Origin of the sequence: Pelodictyon luteolum DSM 273 (assembly GCF_000012485.1) — a bacterium.
In the GTDB taxonomy this organism is placed as follows: domain Bacteria; phylum Bacteroidota; class Chlorobiia; order Chlorobiales; family Chlorobiaceae; genus Chlorobium; species Chlorobium luteolum.
Window position 1 is genome coordinate 591,888 of sequence record NC_007512.1, and the last position, 16,838, is coordinate 608,725.

Here is a 16,838-nt window from a genome sequence, read left to right on the forward strand (position 1 = left end):
TCGCTATGGGCAAAGTTAAGGGTTTCATGGAGTTCCAGAGGGCAGTGCCTCGGGACAGGGCGCCGCTGGAGAGGATCAAGGACTGGAACGAGTTCCATCTGGAGATGGAGGACGCGGGGCTCCGCGATCAGGGCGCGCGCTGCATGGACTGCGGCACCCCGTTCTGCCATACCGGCATTATGCTTGCCGGAATGACGACCGGATGTCCGATCCACAACCTCATTCCCGAATGGAACGACCTTGTGTACAACGGCTACTGGGCGGATGCCTACGACCGGTTGATGAAAACCAACAATTTCCCCGAGTTCACCGGACGGGTATGTCCCGCACCCTGCGAAGGGTCCTGCGTGCTCGGCATCATCGAGCCGCCGGTCACCATCAAGAACATCGAGTGCGCAATCATCGAACGGGCGTTTGCCGAGGGTCAGGTCGAACCCAAATCAATCGCCTTCCGCACCGGCAAAAGCGTTGCCGTCGTCGGGTCGGGTCCCTCGGGACTTGCGGCCGCCGACCAGCTCAACAAAGCCGGTCACACGGTCACGGTGTTCGAGCGTGATGACCGTTGCGGCGGACTGTTGATGTACGGCATCCCGAACATGAAGCTGGACAAGGAGCAGGTGGTGCAGCGCCGTATCGGACTCATGCAGCAGGAAGGGGTCGACTTCAGGGTGAGGACGGAGGTCGGTGTCGACTTTCCGGCTGAGCAGCTGCTCTCGGACTTCGACGCCGTAGTGCTCTGCACCGGTTCGACGAAGCCCCGCGACCTCGATGCAGAGGGACGCAGGGAGGCTTCAGGCATCCATTTTGCAATGGACTTCCTCCGTTCTTCAACGAAATCCCTGCTTGATAGTACGGCCCCCGCCCTCTCCGCCGAAGGCAGGCATGTCGTCGTCATCGGCGGCGGTGACACCGGCACGGACTGCGTGGCAACCTCGATCCGTCAGGGATGCATGAGCGTCGTCCAGCTGGAGATTATGCCGAAACCCGCGCTCGAACGGCCCGATGACAACCCATGGCCCCAGTGGCCGAAGACCTTCAAGGTCGACTACGGACAGGAAGAGGCCGCTGCCCTGCAGGGCGACGACCCGAGGAAATACTCCATGATGACGAAGAAGTTCATCACGGACGGCAGCGGCAACCTGAAGGGTGTAGAGGCTTCGGAAGTGGAGTGGGTCAAAAAGGACGGCCGTTTCATCCCGCAGCCGGTCTCGGGTACCGAACAGATTTTCCCTGCCGAGCTCGTGCTGCTAGCAATGGGTTTTCTCGGTCCCGAAGAGGCTCTGCTCGACCAGCTCCATGTTGAGCGCGACCTGCGCATGAATATCAAGGCCCCCGAAACCACCTACCGGGCAGGTGAGGGAAAGATATTTGCCGCAGGCGACGCCCGCCGCGGCCAGAGCCTCGTTGTCTGGGCCATTCAGGAGGGCCGTGCGGCAGCGCGCGAATGCGACCGTTTTCTCATGGGAGAAACGTTCCTTCCGTAAACGAACAGGAGTGTTAGGCGGTTATACAGGTATCCATTTTCAATCAGGACGCATCCATCGGGGATGCACTTATAAAAGGCTGGTGGTGTTATGGAACAGCAGAAACTCAGGGAGCTCCTCGAATCGCTCCACCATGAGCTTGAACAGGTTGATTCGCTCGACGAGTCAACCAGTCGGGTGCTCTGTGACCTGAAAGAGGATCTCGGACGGCTTGCCGGGCAACAGGGCGCAGCGGATATATGCCGGGACGAGCCTTTCATGGAACGGATGAATGATGCCGTAGACCACTTCGAGACAGACCACCCGAAACTGAGCATGGCTCTCCAGCATGTCCTTGACAGCCTCGCAAAAATGGGCCTCTGATGGCCCCTTGTGCCCTAATTGACAACATAACGACAGAACGCAGAAGCAGCAGATGACCAGAGAACGAGAGACGGCAAAAGGAAAAACACGGAACATTAACCGGGGCGGTGATGGAGGAGAGCAGGTATACTGCTCATTCTGCGGACGGAGCGCACAGGAGGTCTCGAGCATGGTCGCCGGGCCCATGGCCTTCATCTGCGACCGCTGCATCAAGACATCCTACGATATTCTGCGCAAGGAGCTGAGCGCCATACAGCATCCCGAAGTGATTGCCGAGCAGCCGTTTCTCCCGCGCCTTGTCAGCCCGAAGGCCATCCTCGAGTCGCTCAATCAGTACGTCGTCGGCCAGGAAAGGGCGAAACGCTCGCTTGCCGTCGCCGTCTACAATCACTACAAGCGCATCGACTCGCAGGAGTGGCGGCACGATGATGACGAAATCGTCATCGAGAAGAGCAACATCATGCTCATCGGCCCCACCGGCACAGGAAAGACGCTGCTTGCCCAGACGCTCGCCAACCTGCTCGAGGTTCCGTTCTCAATCGTCGATGCCACATCCCTTACTGAAGCGGGCTATGTCGGAGACGATGTCGAAACCATCCTGGCACGTCTGCTCCATGCCTCCGACTTCAATCTCGAACGGGCGGAGCGCGGCATCATCTACGTCGACGAAATCGACAAGATCGCCCGCAAGTCGGCCAATGTCTCCATCACCCGCGACGTCTCGGGCGAAGGGGTGCAGCAGGCGCTCTTGAAGATCCTGGAGGGCGCAGTGGTCGGTGTTCCCCCGAAGGGCGGACGCAAGCATCCCGAGCAGCAGCTCATCAACATCAACACGAAGAACATCCTCTTCATCTGCGGCGGCGCATTCGAGGGGCTCGACCGGCTCATCGCCCGCAGGATCTCCAAGTCATCAATGGGGTTCGGCTCAAGCGTCACGGACAAGCAGAGCGGTTACGACCCCGAAATCCTCAAGCACGTCACCCAGGACGATCTGCACGAGTATGGACTGATTCCGGAGTTCATCGGTCGGCTTCCGGTGCTCAGCACTCTCGACCCGCTAGATGCCGACGCCCTGCGCAGCATCCTCGTCGAGCCGAAGAATGCACTTGTCAAGCAGTACGGCAAACTCTTTGAAATGGACGGGGTTGAACTTGAGTTCACGCCCGAAGCTCTGGAAAGGGTTGTCGCCATTGCAATCGAGCGGGGGACCGGTGCGCGTGCGCTCCGCTCCGTGCTCGAGAACGTGATGATTGATATCATGTTCGAGCTCCCGACCATGAAAGGGGTGGGCAAATGCATCATCACTGAAGAGGTCATCGACCGCAAAGGCGAGCCCATCTACCTTGACGGGGCAGGCAGAAAGAAAAAAAGAGCATAAAATGATGACGCGGCCCGTAATCCGCTTTGTATTTTATGAATCTTGTCCTATATTAACAGCCTTTCAGAAGGGCGATTAGCTCAGTTGGTTAGAGCGCTACATTGACACTGTAGAGGTCAGAAGTTCGAATCTTCTATCGCCCACATCCCACATAAAAGCCTGCAAGTAAACAACTTGCAGGCTTTTTCTTTCCTCCCTTGTACCGCCAAAATACTTCCACTTTATCCTAGTTAACTCCGTTTTCCCATGGTTTTGTTACGCCATTGTTATACGAGTTTTTTACTTCTCCTGAAAAAACCAGATAACTCATTGCATAATTGAATATTGCGCTTGTATGCGTAATGCCTGCGCTACCTCTACAATCTTTTTGTTCAGGTTTCTGGCATTTATCGGTGCCAAATGGCCAGAACGTTTTTGGCTTCTTTAGCCCGAGGGTGGCTCATCTTATAAAAGGGGGCGATAGCTGCTACAATCTCCGCATGCTAAATCACTGAACGTTCAGCGTTTTGAGCGGATCGAAACCGTTGCCGTATTCGTGAGGATATCCTTTGGGGTTGCAGATCACTCTGGTCTCGCCGATTGAATACTCCATGGCGGTATGGCAGTGACCACAGATCCAGTAGGCTATTTTATGGGAGAGCACCTCTTTTTCAAGGTCTGACACATATGCCGCGTTCAGGAGGTCGTTTCGGTAACCAGGGGCGATTCCTTGTAGTGAGGGGTGATGATGGGTGACCACAATCACGGTGTATCCGAGTCCCGTATAGTGATCGACATCTTCAAAAAGCCTTTTTTTCTGCTTGTGATGAAGAGCGAGAAGGTACTCCGGCCGTAACCGGTGATAATCGGCTCCGACTTTAATCAGCCGATAGTCATTGAGGCCCTGACTGACATCAAACATGGCGATTGGATTGCCGCCAAAAAAGTCTGTCCAGAGAGTGGTACCGATGATGGCGATTTTCTCCTTTTCCAGGATAAGCTGACCGGTATCTACGTTGTGAAATCGATGCTCGGCGATGGCGTTCTGCCAGGAGTGCTTCTCGATGTTGCCGTGATACCATTCATGATTGCCCTCAATGACGAAAACGTCTCTGAACTGCTTTGAGCACTGCGAAAGAAAACCGAACCATGTCTGTTTTCTGCTCAGCAGCCCGATATCTCCAGCAAGGATGAGCACGGATTCATTGTCTTCGGCAAGTTCCGGAACCTGCCAGTTCTCGCTGCTCTCTTCCCGACAGAACTCGTTATGGATGTCGGACATGACTCTGAAAAGCATCAGTGCTTACAGTTGAGGTTCATGATACTGTGACGGGAGACCTTGGCTCCACTTGTAACGATACGGTTTCGCAATAACAATACAATGTTGTTCAGCCAGTTCAGGCAATTTGCAGTGAACAGCTTAAAAGTCGCTGAAAGCTCGAGGAACGAGTGGTAAAAATTTTCCTCAGCCTTTTTCGATGCTTCTCTGGTCTATTGTTGATTAGGATAAATATACCTATACTTATACATAATGTATGGTATTTCTATCCGTATGAAAAATGTCACAACAAAGTACAGTTGCAGATAAGGCCAAAGCTCTTATTCTTGCCCAGGGAGGCCTCATCCGTACCCGGGAAGCGATCAGTCTTGGTATTCATCCCCGGACGCTTTACAGTCTTCGTGACAGTGGTGAGCTTGAAGAGCTTTCTCGAGGGATTTACCAACTCAAAGGGTGGAAGCAGCTCGAATATCCTGATCTTGTCACCGTTGCACTGAGGGTTCCGAATGGTGTACTTTGCCTGGTTTCGGCACTCTCCTTTCACGAGATGACTACCCAGGTTCCACACAGTGTATCTCTTGCGCTTGAAAAAGGTGCCGAACAACCAAGAATCGAGTATCCTCCGGTTACGGTTTTCCGGTTTTCACCCTCTTGTTTCAAGATCGGAATTGAAACGCATCAGCTCGATGGTGTTTCGGTGAAGATTTACAGTCCGGAAAAGACGCTTGTAGACTGCTTCAAATTCAGAAACAGGATCGGAATGGATATCGTGCTCGAAGCGCTCAAACTGTATCGGCAGAGAGTGCAAAAGAATCTGCATGCACTCATGCAGTATGCAGAGGTGTGCCGTGTTGCCTCGATCATGAAACCATATCTGGAGGCAACGCTGTGAGCGCAAATGCTATCAAAAATATCGGAGCCTCGGTCAGGCAAAGACTGTTGAACAAGGCGCGGCAGGAAAACAGGCCTTTTCAGGAGCTGTTGCAATACTATGCCATTGAGCGCTTTCTCTACCGTCTGTCGGTTTCCTCATTCGCAGATCGTTTCATTCTCAAGGGGGCATTGTTGCTCAGGGTCTGGCAAGCTCCCCTGGCAAGACCGACAATGGATATTGATATGCTCGGCAAAACAGGAAACGCCCCGGAGAGTATCATGACCATTATCCATCAGGTTTTAGCCGTTGAAAAACAAGGAGACGGGATCGTTTTCGATCCGGAATCAATCACCGTTGAGCCGATAACGGAAGATGCGGACTATGAAGGATTGCGCATACGATTTCGCGGTGATCTCGATGCCGCCCGACTGACTATCCAGCTTGATATTGGATTTGGAGACAAGGTCTACCCTGATCCAGTACAGGAATCGTTACCATCATTGCTGAATTTCCCTCAGGCTGAGATGTACTGTTACAGCAGGGAAAGCATGATTGCCGAAAAGTTTGAGGTGATGGCCAAGCTTGGCATCCTCAACAGCAGGATGAAAGACTTCTATGATATCTGGATGCTCTCACGCCAGTATGATTTCGAAGGTGCCAGTCTCGCAGAAGCCATCAGGCAGACGTTTGCGCAACGGGGAACAACGCTCGTCCAGATGAAAGAAATCTTTTCCGGAGAGTTCATTGAGGAGAAGCAGGTGCAATGGAATGCCTTCAGAAAACGTATTGGTCTTGAATACCTGCCGGCCTCGTTTGCTGATGTAGTGCAGCAGGTGCAGGTATTTCTATCTCCAGCTGTGGAAGCACTCAGGGCAAAGCGATTTTTTCAGGACAATTGGATTGCTCCGGATTCATGGCGGAGTAATCATGAAAAACCAGAGGTGAGAGCATAATCGTTGCTTTTATTTATTGATCGATAGTGATAAAATTTTGTTACGCGTATGTTACGCGAAAATTTTTATAGGCCAGTAACTCCTTTTATATCAATGGCATATAGCCTTGGTATGATATTTACACTGTAGAGGTCAGAAGTTCGAATCTTCTATCGCCCACATCCCACATAAAAGCCTGCAAGTAAACAACTTGCAGGCTTTTTCTTTCCTCCCTTGTACCGCCAAAATACTTCCACTTTATCCTAGTTAACTCCGTTTTCCCATGGTTTTGTTACGCCATTGTTATACGAGTTTTTTACTTCTCCTGAAAAAACCAGATAACTCATTGCATAATTGAATATTGCGCTTGTATGCGTAATGCCTGCGCTACCTCTACAATCTTTTTGTTCAGGTTTCTGGCATTTATCGGTGCCAAATGGCCAGAACGTTTTTGGCTTCTTTAGCCCGAGGGTGGCTCATCTTATAAAAGGGGGCGATAGCTGCTACAATCTCCGCATGCTAAATCACTGAACGTTCAGCGTTTTGAGCGGATCGAAACCGTTGCCGTATTCGTGAGGATATCCTTTGGGGTTGCAGATCACTCTGGTCTCGCCGATTGAATACTCCATGGCGGTATGGCAGTGACCACAGATCCAGTAGGCTATTTTATGGGAGAGCACCTCTTTTTCAAGGTCTGACACATATGCCGCGTTCAGGAGGTCGTTTCGGTAACCAGGGGCGATTCCTTGTAGTGAGGGGTGATGATGGGTGACCACAATCACGGTGTATCCGAGTCCCGTATAGTGATCGACATCTTCAAAAAGCCTTTTTTTCTGCTTGTGATGAAGAGCGAGAAGGTACTCCGGCCGTAACCGGTGATAATCGGCTCCGACTTTAATCAGCCGATAGTCATTGAGGCCCTGACTGACATCAAACATGGCGATTGGATTGCCGCCAAAAAAGTCTGTCCAGAGAGTGGTACCGATGATGGCTGAGTGTCCCGGTGAAGATCTACAGTCCGGAAAAGACGCTTGTAGACTGCTTCAAATTCCGAAACAGGATCGGAATGGATATCGTGCTCGAAGCGCTCAAACTGTATCGGCAGAGAATGCATAAGAATCTGCATGCGCTCATGCAGTATGCAGAGGTGTGCCGTGTTGCCTCGGTCATGAAACCATATCTGGAGGCAACGCTGTGAGCGCAAAAGCGATCAAAAATATCGGAGCCTCGGTCAGGCAAAGGCTGTTGAACAAGGCGCGACAGGAAAACAGGCCTTTTCAGGAGCTGTTGCAATACTATGCCATGGAGCGCTTTCTCTACCGTCTGTCGCTTTCCTCATTCGCAAATTGTTTCGTTCTCAAGGGGGCATTGTTGCTCAGGGTCTGGCATGCTCCCCTGGCAAGACCGACAATGGATATCGATATGCTCGGCAGAACAGGAAACGCCCCGGAGTGACTGACTGAGTTTGTCAGGAAGGGCTTTCTCTTGGACGATGAACGCCTGAAAAACCCGGATCAACCCTTTGACTACTTCGAGGAGCTTGAGTGGCGCATTCAGGACATCAGGACTTCAGAGCGTCGATTCTATCAGAAGATTACGGACATATACGCTACCAGCATTGATTATGATCCGACTTTGGATGTTGAACGGGGTTAACTGTTTGTGCGAGATTTCCATCGTCGCATCCGGAAGTACTTGTTGCAGTGCTTCTTCATCGGTCTCTTGGGGGCTGCGATGGTTATAGGTAAGACTGCGCTGGAAGGGATGGGCAGCAAGATGAGTCCTGGCATCTATACCGTAACTGCGCAGGAATTGCTCATCGAGTGTGAGAGGGACTTTCAGGTTTACGGCCCTGCCTCTATGAACCGTTCATGAAAAACATCATTTTGTGTTGTTTTTCTCGAACGATTCATGTACCTAAGAATATGAATCTATCCCGATACATAGACGGATTACAGGCAAAAGGCTCTTTCTGTTTCAGCGGCGCAGAAGCTTCTTCAGCTCTTTGTTCGAGTGCGATTGCTACCCGTGACGCATTGCGTCGTTTGCGGTACAAGCGTGTCGTTGCTATGCCATATCGTGGATTTTATGTGGTCGTTCCGCCGGAATACCGCCAGATAGGATGTCTGCCGGCAAACCAGTTTATTCCGTCATTGATGGAGTATCTGAAAGAGCCCTACTATGCCGGGCTGCTCTCTGCCGGTGAGTATTATGGTGCTGCCCATCAACGCCCTCAGTCTTTTCAGGTCATTCTGGAGCATATACGCCCGGCAATCATCTGTGGCTCGGTCAAGGTCGATTTCATACAGCGGAACAATGCTGCTCTCATGCCGACCCGAAACTTCAAAACCCCGCGGGGGTATCTGAAGGTATCTTCTCCCGAGGTGACGGCTTTTGATGTAACCGGATATCCCCATCATGCAGGAGGGCTTGATAATGCGGCAACCGTGCTGGCTGAATTGGCTGAAGGCATGGATGCCGGGAAATTGCTTGATATCGCCGGGTTGTCGCCCGTTACCTGGTCTCAGCGTTTAGGTTACTTGCTGGAGTTGATCGGCGAGGATGGACTTGCTGAGGGGTTAGCCGCATATGTTGCGGAGCGAAAGCCGGTTCCGGCTCTTCTTTCCCCGTCACAGCCGCATCATGGTGTCCATCAGGTGCCCCGCTGGCGGCTGCTCCCAAATGAAACGGTTTCCCCTGATCTATGATCCCTCTTGATTATATCACAGAATGGCGGTCTCATGCTCCTTGGCAGCAGATATCCCAGGTGGAGCAGGATATGATCATATGTCGTTCGCTGGTTGAACTTTACAGTCATCCTGTTGCAGCTGCCAATCTGGTGTTTCGTGGTGGTACGGCCCTCTTCAAGCTTCATCTTTCACCGGCGAGATATTCGGAAGATATCGATCTGGTTCAAAAGGAGCCGGGGCCGATCGGCCCGGTCATGGATGCGATCAAGGAAAAGCTGAATCCCTGGCTTGGAGAACCTAGGCGGAAGCAGTCGGAAGGCCGTGTGACGCTGATATGGCGAGTTGACTCAGAGGAGGGGATGCCTTTGCGATTGAAAGTGGAAATCAATTCCAGGGAGCGCTTTAGCGTACTTGGATATCAGCAGCTGCCATTTGAAATGACATCTCGATGGTATTCAGGCAGCGCTGCCATTACCAGTTACGGCCGGGACGAACTGCTTGGCACGAAGCTGCGGGCACTGTATCAGCGTAAAAAAGGCAGAGATTTGTACGATCTGTGGTATGCAGCGAAGACGATGCCCCTCAACCCGGAGGCCATGGTGTCATGTTTTTTGCGCTACATGGAGCATGAACAGCATACGGTTACCCGTGCAGAATTCGAGATGAACCTATTGGAAAAGCTGGATGATCCGCGTTTTCTCGGGGATATAGGACCGTTATTGGCCCCGTTATTAACCAGTAAGACAGAGTGGGACGCGAAGTCTGCCGGAATCTATGTGCTTGAGGCGCTGACTCCGCTGATGCCCGGTGATGCATGGCAAAAGACGCAGGAGAAGTTGGCAGCCTTTAAGGCGAACTGACGGGGTCGCATACGTACGCATTGTTAATGCGTTTAGACCCTACCGAAAGCCGCCCTCAGCTCCTGATGCCCTCAATGCATTGCAGGGATTGCTGATTACCTGGAGCTGGGAAAGTCGGACTGGCCATCATTCGGTTCTGTCGATGAACGGCCTGATTGGACTATGCACCCCGAAATCCAGGGTGGAGAGTTCCTGGTATATGTCTGACAAGGATCGCCTCGATCTGATGTTAAGCTCTTGGTTGATGGTCTTTGGTGAGAACCGAGCGGCGTGCGTTAAAGGATTCGTGCCTGCCGGTTTTTTTCGGAGAGTGCTTTTCCGAGGTTATGATGATGCAGATAAGGCCGGGTTCTTTCTCAGCGCATCAAGGAGCATGGAATATCCGATCTTTTCCTGTTCGAGCCGTATGTGCTCACCCAGATTATTCTGCCGCAGATCGTTGAAAAGGGATTGCTCCGGGTCGGTAAGCCGTTGGAGGGCGGTGGTTTCCGGGCAGGGTTCTCTCTGCCAGTATTGGCGATGGGCGAGGAGGGTTTCCCTGTCCATGAGGAATGATGTGGCGGTGGGGAAGTATTGGCGGAACTGGTTTAGAATGGCGAAACCATGGGTGTCGATGTCACCCCAGTAGTAAAGCTTTTTATCCTGCAGCCAGCTGACGACGGCGAGGTTGCTGAAGCCGTAGCCTGCTCCGAAGATGACCATTGCCCGCGGGATGGGCGGAAGGACGAGGAAGTTGATTTCGTTTTCGGTGACGAAGACGGTTTCAACCGGGAGGTGGAGCCGGGCGAAGTCGGTATGGGTAAGGGTGATTTCCTGATCGGTGCAGTATGGCAGAATGGAGTAAGCGGAATCAAGGATTCGGAACCGCACCCGGAGCGCTTTGTCCCGGAACCCGTAGCGCCGGCAGAAGTTTGTGGTGCCGGTGGCATGTTCGTCGATTGAACTCTTCGGCAGGGCGAGGTCGAAGAGTTCCGAGAGCACGCCGCGGTGGCGTTCGATGAATTTGGTGTGCACGCCGGCAATATCGATTTGCCTGAGGTAGACGGCGGGCCGGGGATGCTGGCGCAGCCATTCGACGATGTTGAGCATGAGGGGCCAGACCGTGGCAAGTTCCAGAGCGCGAAGGGGTCGTTTCGAGATCCAGGGGAGCAGAGCGGGCTCATATCGCCGGGTCAACTCGATCATATCGACAAATGCGGCAGCGGCGCGACGTTTGCCGATGAGGCCGAGGGCGTCGTCCGCCGAATCGATCCATATCTCGTATGGAATGCTGTCGCTGCCGTGCACCCGGTGGTTGAGGGTGCGCGAGACGATGCGGTAGGGCCCTTCAGCTGCTTTGAGCCGGGCGATCCAGTCGCGTACCTCGATAAACCGGTCGCTGATCTCTCGTGAGTCCGGCCTGCTGTGGCCGAGTCGCAGGGGGAAGAGGTCCCGGTCATCCACCAGGGCGTTGAGCAGTGTCCCCCTGTCCCAGAGCCTCTGCACCTGTTCCCGGATGTCGGCAGGGGTGGTCCAGTCCTTTTTTGTTCCGCTCATTGGGCCATCTTCTGCTTTTCTGTACGATACTCTTCGATGCTGAGGTTTCGCAGCTCGGAGTTCCGGCCATCCTTGTTCTGCACAAACCCGACGCTGGAGACGAAGGGTTCAATGATGTGGATTTTCTGCAGCGGGGTGACGATGAGCAACTGCAGGTTGAGCTGGGCGAAGAGTTTCAGCCCGTAATGGGCAGATTCGTCAGACCCGCGTCCGAAGGCTTCGTCGATGACCACGAAGCGGAAGGAACGGGATCGCACCTCTCCCCATTCGAGACCGAACTGATAGGCGAGGCTGGCTGCAAGCACCGTATAGGCAAGTTTCTCCTTCTGTCCGCCCGATTTACCGCCCGAGTCGGCATAGTGCTCATGTTCGCTATCATCCTCCCTCCATCGTTCGCTTGCTGCAAACACAAACCAGTTACGGACGTCGGTCACTTTTTCCCTCCAGCGGCGGTCAAGTTCGCTGTACTCATCGCGTCCACGGAAACGGTCGATGATCCGGCGAACCTGGAGAAACTTGGCTTCGGAGTATTCGCTGTCCGAGCCGGTGAGAGCTCCTTCGGTGCAGCTCCGCAGCTCTGTCTGGAACTCGCGGATGTCGGCATCCAGGTTCATCTCCGCTTCGAGGAGGATGTAGCGGCCGGGATTGTAGTCGATTTTTGTGAGCGATTCATTGATGCGTCCGATGCGTTCCTTGATGGTTTCTCGTTCACGTGCAAGCTGGGACTGGAAGTTGGCCACTTCGCGGATGGTGTTCTCGTTGAGCAGATCCTTGAAGCGCACTTCAAAGCGCGGCAAATCGTCAGCACGGAGATTGCCGAGCATTGAGCGGTACTCATCGGCCGAGGCTATGTTGACATCGACCTCACGGGTCTCAAGTTTCCATTTCTCGTTATACTCGGTCATCAGGCGGATTATCTTGTCGTTCAGGCGCCTGATTTTGTTGTCTTCAGCATCGATTTTCGACTGCAGCCAGTCGCGCATGTCGCGTTCGCAGTTATCGCACGATTCGATGGTGATGGCACGGTTTTCCGTCATCTCCAGCCGCAGCGATTCAAGGCGGGGGAAGCGTTCCGCAGATTCCGGAACAGCTTCGTTCAGGCATTGCCCGGCCTGTTCTGCGAGTTCCTTCGCATCGCTGATTTTCTGCTCGGTTTTTGCGTGCCTGCTTTTGCGCTCGTTGAGTTGGCGCTCGGTCTCACGGAGTTCCTGCTCAACCTCCTGGAGCTGCAGGGTGAGGGTTCGGAGGATGTCGGACGTGCTCTCCAGTTCCCGCTTTTCGGCTTCGAGCCGGGCGATGGCGACCGCCACCGGCTGCCAGTCGAGTTCATGAAAGTCGGAATACTCGTCGAGGCGCGAGAGGATGGCCAGGCGTTCCTTCAGGGCGGTCTGCTCCTGCCGGAGTGCTTTCATCCGGCTGTTCAGCTCGCCAAGGCAGTCGTTTTTTTGACGGGCATTCTCTTCGAGCACGGTGATCTTGGCGGCGTTGCTCCAGCCGAGTACAAATCGGCTGCGGTCGTCGAGGCGGTGGCGGTCATCTTTTTCGTGGCGTTCACCCGCCATCTTGACCTGTCCGGCCATCGTAATCGCCTTTTTCTCACGTCGGAACATCTCTTGACTGTCGCAGCAGACCACGTCGAAACGGCGGTTTATCTCCCCTTCGAGCCATTCAAAGTGGGGGGAGTCTGCCTTAATCATGAGTTTATGCGGCAGGGTGGCGGGGCCGGGGGGCATTGTTTCGCTGCGGGACGGTGTGCGCACCCGGAAGTAGACGAGACGACCCTTGAGGTGGGTGCAATCAACCCATTCGGCGACGGATGCGTAGTAGCGGTCGGGAACGAGCAGCGAGAGTGCGAAGTTGCGCAGCAGGCGTTCGATGGCCCCTTCCCATCCGTTCTCCTCCTGGCGCACCTGAAGAAGTTCTCCCGCAAATGGCATCTCATTTTCGTCGATGCCCAGCGCCCGGCAGAGGTCGCGTCGCATTGCAATCTGCCTGTCGTCGATATTGTTTGTGCGAGCCTTCAGGCTCTCGATTTCAGCCATCAGCTCCCGGTATTCCTGTTCTTCGCGGGTGAGGGTGACTCCCAGCTCGTTCAGCTCGTTCTGTATCCTTGCTTCCTGTCCGGCTGCGTTTTCGCGCATGGTTACCTGCAGGGTGCGCTTATGGAGGAACTCCTCGAGGCTGCTGGCGGGTGTTTCGCCGAGCGGCTTGAGCAGCTCAGCATAGCGGGTGGCTTTGAGCTTTTTATGTTCGAGTTCGCCCTGCTTCATGCGGATGTCGGAGGCGATGCTCTCGATTCGGTCGCCCCCGCTCTCTCTGATGGTGAGCCGGAGACTGCGATCCCGCTCCTGTTGTTCGAGTCGCTCTGCTTCGAGGCGCCTGAGGGAGCTCTCATGGCGAACGAGTTCTTCTTCGAGCGAGGTGAGGCGGTGGTGGAGCAGGTCGAGCTTGAGGGTCGCGAACCAGGGGCGCAGGGTTTCACGGCAGCCGCGCAACTCTTCGTTGGAGGCGGAGAGCTCCCTGTGCCGGTTGCAGTCCTCAACGAGCGGATCGAGCATCGAGATCTGCTGTTTAGCCTTGAGCACGGCTTCGTGTGCGCGCTTGAGGTCTTCGAAGTGGTTGATGAGGGCTGCGATGCGGGGCTCGACGTCGAAGGGTTCGAGCATGTGGGTGCGCACGAAGTCGGTTAGGTTTCCAACCGATTTGAGCGAGACGGTCTGATGGAACAGCTCCAGCGCCTGGTCGTTGTCGATGCCGAAACGGCGGCGGAACCAGGATCCGTATTTCGGGAAGCTGTCGAACAGCTCGACGCCTCCCGCTTTCAGTCTCTTGCGCAGGGCGGTGATCTCCGGGCCGAAGCCGGAAAAGTCGATTGCGATGGAGAGGTCGCGTTCGGCTGCCGCATAGATGCGCGCGGGCGGGCCGGAGGGATCCTTCATCCAGAATACCTGGGCAAGGGTCACGGTCTTGTCATAGCCTTCGTTCCGGAAGACGCCGAGCACCACCGAGTAGGCGCTGCTGTCGCGAAGGGCGACTGGTTTGGCGCCACCGCCAAGTGACTCCTGTCGCTCCGATTTGTAGAAGCCGAGCACATACGACCGGAGTGAGCGCTCCCGGATATCGGCACCGGCAGCTTTGTTGTAGATAATGCGCTGGCTCGGGACGAGCAGCGTGGTGAGGGCGTCGACCAGGGTCGATTTGCCTGAGCCGATGTCTCCGGTGAGGAGCCCGTTCAGTCCATCGAGCCGGAGCGTCCAGACGCGGCTGTCGAAGGTACCCCAGTTGAACACCTCGATCCGCTGGAGGCGGAAACCTGCGAGTCGGTCGTCTGAGATGAATCCCAGTTCAAGTGCTTCAGCCATCCGTTTCCTCCGTAGATTTTCCGCTGAGTTGGCGGTACTCGTCGAGTCGGCGGTCGAAATCGGCCAGCCACTGTGCATCGACAAAGGCTTTGATGATGCGCCGTACCTCAATCGTCTGTTTGTCGTTTCGCAGGCGCCGGATGAACCCAAGCTCGGCGATCTTGTTCAGGGATGCATCAACCTGGTCGATAAGCTTCACCTCATTGCTCCCTGCCGGGAGGAAGATACGGATCAGCTCGACCACCTCCTCGCGTGAGAGGATCAGGCGGGTGTCCCCACCGCCAGCATCGGATTCGGCGAGTTTCTTGCGCAGGAGCGCGAGCAGGAGGCTGACCGGGTAGGAGAGCTGTCGCCGGGCCACCAGGCGCGGCATGGAGTCCTGACTCTCCTCTTCACCCGCCGCGCGGGACCTCAGGAAGGCATAGCCCTCTGCTTCGTCGAGTATCAGTTCGAGGCCGAGCACCGAAATGTAATCGCGTACGCCTGCCTGCATGTTCAGCAGCGCGTTCCAGAGTGCAGTGTTCTCCTCCTCGTAGAGGACTCCTTTGAGCAGGGTGACCACCAGGGGCGAAAGCTCCTCGGGCGCTGTTGCCGGCCGCGGGGTTTGGGCGTCTATGGGAGTTGTCATTAGTCGTTGCGTACAAAGATGATTCTTGGTAGTGTTGCCCGTCGCATAAAACCGTTTTCACCTTCCCATTCAATCCGCTCTTCAACCTCATCGTCTACTGCCGTACGGGGCCACTCTCCGGCGATCTGGAGGTAGGTGACCAGCTCGGCCAGCCCGTGTTGAAGGGGATGGAGGGCGATCAGCTCGCCGAGGCCGATCTGCTTTTGTTCCTGAAGCGCCTTGCGGATGTTGCCCGTCAGTTCTGCGCGGTCGATGATTACCTGTGCGTAGAGGGCGGCAGTGTCGATTTCAGCATCTCCCGCCTCAAGCGCAATGCCTTCGATTACCGGTTTGAAGGGCGGGCGGTACAGCGGTCGTTCAAACGGCAGTTCGATCGAGGCTGAGGCATCGGCAATGGGCATGAAGCTTCCTTCGGGCATCTGTCCATTGAGGCCGAGAGCACTGCTTTCGATGTCGTGCAGGATATCCATTATACGGCGGTTTTCGAGCCAAGCCTTGTCATCGAGGAACTTGCGCAACTGTCCGGAGAGGCGGGCTACAGTGCGCTGGGTGTGCTCGCCCGCTTCGAGCCAGTCGTAGTGCACCCGCTTCAGGCGGGGTTCGGGATGCATCTCCACTACTGGCGGAAGGTTCAGCACCTCGTCAAGCAGGACGCTCAGTTCTTCCTGACGTGACTGCGACATCAGGAACCCCCAGAAGGCCCGGAAGCTTTTGCCCTGGTCAGAGTCGGCAATGGCATCGCGCTGTCCCATGATCTCTTCAAGCAGAGCTCCCTTGCTTCCTTCCCAGAGAGCGATGCGCTCCCGCACACGCCGGTCGAGCGTACGGAAATTCTGCTCCACCTCGCGGAAGTCGGTCAGCAGCTCGCGTGCCAGCTGCAGGAACTGCTGGAAGCGATCCTTGAGCGCCGTGTCATCAAGCAGGGAGATGTCTCCGGCATGGATGCGGGCAATCTCCCCATCGATCTCTTCGCGGCGCCGGTTCAGCTCGGCGATTCGCAGCTCCGGATCGGCCTGGCTGCCGGTGCTCATCTGACGCAACAGCTCGAAGAGGGTCAGGAGGCGGGATTCGGTGCCGACGAAGGCGCGTTCGGAAAGGCTTTCCAGCCAGGCCAGAGCCTTTTCGGTGGCAGGGGTCACATCGTAATGAGGTTCGTCCTCTCCGACTGGATAGAACTTTCTCAACCACCCCTTGTCATTCTCCGCCCAATCGTTCAGATAGCTCTGTGCAGAGCCGGGATACGCTGTGTCTCCAAGCTGACGGCGAAGCGCGAAGAGTTCGTCCTCAAGCTGTTCGACAAGGTCGGCCTCTGAGAGGGTGCGCACATTGGGCGCAATGAATGCCCGGTGCAGGAACGATGATACCAAAGGCGCATGCTGCGCCCGCAACAGGCGCCAGGCCGGATGGTTCTGGCGGAGCAGATCGAGGGTGGTATAGTCGAGAGCCATCAGCGCATCTCAAAGCTTTCCGTCA

Annotated in this window: 13 protein-coding genes, 1 tRNA gene and 3 pseudogenes; 11 read left to right on the plus strand and 6 right to left on the minus strand. The window is 55.0% G+C overall.

The window, feature by feature from the left end:
* Nucleotides 1–5 precede the first annotated feature (5 nt).
* From PLUT_RS02600 to PLUT_RS02615, 4 genes are all read left to right on the plus strand, one after another.
* Nucleotides 6–1,484, plus strand: coding sequence for a glutamate synthase subunit beta (locus PLUT_RS02600; RefSeq protein WP_011357266.1), 1,479 nt, complete (start codon nt 6–8; stop codon nt 1,482–1,484).
* 90 nt (nt 1,485–1,574) lie between these two features.
* Nucleotides 1,575–1,847 carry a DUF4404 family protein gene (locus PLUT_RS02605; RefSeq protein ID WP_011357267.1) on the plus strand — a complete coding sequence of 91 codons (273 nt, stop codon included), beginning with the start codon at nt 1,575–1,577 and terminating at the stop codon, nt 1,845–1,847.
* 52 nt (nt 1,848–1,899) lie between these two features.
* Complete coding sequence (gene clpX, locus PLUT_RS02610) at nt 1,900–3,225, plus strand: ATP-dependent Clp protease ATP-binding subunit ClpX (protein WP_011357268.1); 1,326 nt, start codon at nt 1,900–1,902, stop codon at nt 3,223–3,225.
* Nucleotides 3,226–3,294: 69 nt separating this feature from the next.
* Nucleotides 3,295–3,368, plus strand: a tRNA-Val gene (locus PLUT_RS02615).
* A gap of 344 nt (nt 3,369–3,712) precedes the next feature.
* Here PLUT_RS02615 and PLUT_RS02620 read toward each other — a convergent pair.
* The gene (locus PLUT_RS02620) at nt 3,713–4,501 is read right to left on the minus strand and encodes a metallophosphoesterase (RefSeq protein WP_011357269.1); all 789 of its coding nucleotides are present in this window, start codon (nt 4,499–4,501) and stop codon (nt 3,713–3,715) included.
* Nucleotides 4,502–4,763: 262 nt separating this feature from the next.
* Between PLUT_RS02620 and PLUT_RS02625 the strand changes: the two genes are divergently transcribed.
* Both PLUT_RS02625 and PLUT_RS02630 read left to right on the plus strand, forming a co-directional pair.
* Nucleotides 4,764–5,375 (plus strand): type IV toxin-antitoxin system AbiEi family antitoxin domain-containing protein, encoded by a 612-nt coding sequence (locus tag PLUT_RS02625; RefSeq protein WP_011357270.1) that lies wholly within the window; start codon nt 4,764–4,766, stop codon nt 5,373–5,375.
* Nucleotides 5,372–6,310, plus strand: coding sequence for a nucleotidyl transferase AbiEii/AbiGii toxin family protein (locus tag PLUT_RS02630; RefSeq protein WP_011357271.1), 939 nt, complete (start codon nt 5,372–5,374; stop codon nt 6,308–6,310). The genes PLUT_RS02625 and PLUT_RS02630 overlap by 4 nt, the downstream gene beginning before the upstream one ends.
* Nucleotides 6,311–6,813: 503 nt before the next feature.
* Here the strand turns inward: PLUT_RS02630 and PLUT_RS02635 are convergent.
* The gene (locus PLUT_RS02635) at nt 6,814–7,227 is read right to left on the minus strand and encodes a hypothetical protein (protein WP_238974610.1); all 414 of its coding nucleotides are present in this window, start codon (nt 7,225–7,227) and stop codon (nt 6,814–6,816) included.
* Between the two features lie 59 nt (nt 7,228–7,286).
* On the opposite strand from PLUT_RS02635, the pseudogene PLUT_RS12050 reads away from it, so the two are divergent.
* From PLUT_RS12050 to PLUT_RS02660, 5 genes and pseudogenes are all read left to right on the plus strand, one after another.
* Nucleotides 7,287–7,487, plus strand: a pseudogene (locus PLUT_RS12050) (type IV toxin-antitoxin system AbiEi family antitoxin domain-containing protein); the annotation flags it as partial.
* Nucleotides 7,484–7,741: pseudogene (locus tag PLUT_RS11650) on the plus strand (nucleotidyl transferase AbiEii/AbiGii toxin family protein); the annotation flags it as partial. The pseudogenes PLUT_RS12050 and PLUT_RS11650, both read left to right, overlap by 4 nt.
* A 3-nt stretch (nt 7,742–7,744) precedes the next feature.
* A pseudogene (gene rhuM, locus PLUT_RS11655) lies at nt 7,745–7,924 on the plus strand (RhuM family protein); the annotation flags it as partial.
* Nucleotides 7,925–8,160: 236 nt separating this feature from the next.
* Nucleotides 8,161–8,997, plus strand: coding sequence for a type IV toxin-antitoxin system AbiEi family antitoxin (locus PLUT_RS02655; protein ID WP_011357272.1), 837 nt, complete (start codon nt 8,161–8,163; stop codon nt 8,995–8,997).
* Nucleotides 8,994–9,839, plus strand: coding sequence for a nucleotidyl transferase AbiEii/AbiGii toxin family protein (locus PLUT_RS02660; protein ID WP_238974612.1), 846 nt, complete (start codon nt 8,994–8,996; stop codon nt 9,837–9,839). Before PLUT_RS02655 ends, PLUT_RS02660 begins: the two co-directional genes overlap by 4 nt.
* Before the next feature lie 324 nt (nt 9,840–10,163).
* On the opposite strand, the gene PLUT_RS02665 is transcribed toward PLUT_RS02660, so the two are convergent.
* From PLUT_RS02665 to PLUT_RS02680, 4 genes are read right to left on the minus strand one after another with little or no spacing between them, the layout of a single operon-like run.
* Complete coding sequence (locus tag PLUT_RS02665; RefSeq protein WP_011357274.1) at nt 10,164–11,375, minus strand: DUF3322 domain-containing protein; 1,212 nt, start codon at nt 11,373–11,375, stop codon at nt 10,164–10,166.
* Nucleotides 11,372–14,737, minus strand: coding sequence for an ATP-binding protein (locus PLUT_RS02670; protein ID WP_011357275.1), 3,366 nt, complete (start codon nt 14,735–14,737; stop codon nt 11,372–11,374). Before PLUT_RS02670 ends, PLUT_RS02665 begins: the two co-directional genes overlap by 4 nt.
* Nucleotides 14,730–15,365 (minus strand): DUF4194 domain-containing protein, encoded by a 636-nt coding sequence (locus tag PLUT_RS02675; RefSeq protein ID WP_011357276.1) that lies wholly within the window; start codon nt 15,363–15,365, stop codon nt 14,730–14,732. The genes PLUT_RS02670 and PLUT_RS02675 overlap by 8 nt, the downstream gene beginning before the upstream one ends.
* Nucleotides 15,365–16,813, minus strand: coding sequence for a DUF3375 domain-containing protein (locus PLUT_RS02680; RefSeq protein ID WP_011357277.1), 1,449 nt, complete (start codon nt 16,811–16,813; stop codon nt 15,365–15,367). The genes PLUT_RS02675 and PLUT_RS02680 overlap by 1 nt, the downstream gene beginning before the upstream one ends.
* Nucleotides 16,814–16,838 lie beyond the last annotated feature (25 nt).